This window comes from Streptomyces durbertensis, assembly GCF_014156695.1.
Taxonomy (GTDB): Bacteria; Actinomycetota; Actinomycetes; order Streptomycetales; family Streptomycetaceae; genus Streptomyces; species Streptomyces durbertensis.
This window is the reverse complement of sequence record NZ_WMLF01000739.1, coordinates 1-1473: the sequence shown is the minus strand read 5'-3', so window position 1 is coordinate 1473 and position 1473 is coordinate 1. Positions and strand designations below refer to the sequence as shown.

Annotated in this window: 1 protein-coding gene; it reads left to right on the top strand. The window is 74.1% G+C overall.

Annotated features, from left to right (window positions below):
- Positions 1-140: 140 nt before the first annotated feature.
- A partial coding sequence (locus GL263_RS26425; RefSeq protein ID WP_182858259.1) for a C39 family peptidase occupies positions 141-1473 on the top strand: 1333 nt, incomplete at its 3' end.

Genomic DNA, 1473 nt, shown 5'->3' with positions numbered 1-1473 from the left:
CACTGGTCCACCGCCCCACCTCCCGCGATAGTGGAAGCCGCGTGCCCACCCCGACCACCCCCGCGCACCGACGCCGTGTGCCCCGAACCCGTGGGCACCGACGCCGCGCGCACCGAACCAGCAACCGACTGGGGGAACGTATGAGCAGCAGCACTCCCGCCTCCCGCCGCACCGTCCTCGCCGCCACCGCCGCCGTGGGCCTGGCCTTTGCCCTGTCCCCGGGGTCCCCGGCCTCGCCGGCGCTGGCCGTGCCCGTCCGGGGCCGGACCACCGACGGGCCCACCACGCCGGGCGCCGAGCCCGACACCCTCTCCCGCCACACCTGGACCAGCCGCCGCGACTGGCGTGCCGGCCTCGCCGAGGGCGTCGCCCTGGCGCCGGGCCGCCGCGCCGGCGTGTGCCTGCGCACGCCCCAGGGCACCGTCGAGTACGAGGACCCGCACGGCGGCACGACCACCACCGCCTGGGAGTACGCCCGGTGGACCGGCCCGGTGCGGGCGCTGCCGCATCCGGCGACCGAGGTGCTGCCGTCGTGGAACGCGCACACGCCGCCCGGCACCTGGCTGCGTGTCGAGGTCCGCGTCGGCTACACCACCGGCGGCCGCAGCCCCTGGTACGTGCTCGGCGTGTGGACCTCCACAGACGGTCCCGACGTGCCGCGACGCACCTCCGTCGACGGGCAGAAGGACGGCGTCACCAGCGTCTGGACGGACACCGTCACGCTCGACGACGGCACCGCGGAGGCGCGCATCGGCTCGGTCCAACTCCGTGCCGTCCTGCTGCGGGCACCGGGCAGCGACGCGGTCCCGGTGTTGTGGCGTCTGGCCGCGACGGCGTCCGCCGTGCCGGACCGCTTCGAGGTGCCGGCCGGCCCGCCGGGACCGGCCACCGGTGTGGAGATCCGGGTGCCGCACTACTCGCAGAACGTGCACGTCGGCCGCTACCCCGAGTACGACAACGGCGGAGAGGCCTGGTGCAGCCCCACCTCCACCCAGATGATCACCGAGTACTGGGGCCGACGTCCCACCCCCGAGGACCTCGCGTGGGTGCGGCCGGAGTACGACGACCCGCAGGTCTGCCACGCCGCCCGCCACACCTACGACCACCAGTACGGCGGCTGCGGGAACTGGCCCTTCAACACCGCGTACGCCGCCACCTACCAGGACATGCAGGGCGTGGTGACGCGCCTGGCATCCCTGGAGCAGGCGGAACGGCTGGTCGCGGCCGGTATCCCGCTCATCACCTCGCAGTCCTTCCTGGCGAAGGAACTCGACGGCGCCGGCTACGGCACCGCCGGCCATCTGATGACGGTTGTCGGCTTCACCGAGGACGGCGACGTGATCGCCGCCGACCCGGCCGGCCGGGACAACAACGACGTCCGCCGGGTCTACTCCAGGCGGGCGTGGGAGAACATCTGGCTGCGCACCAAGCGCTACAACGAGAACGGGCAGGTCAGAAGCGGCACCGGAGGAG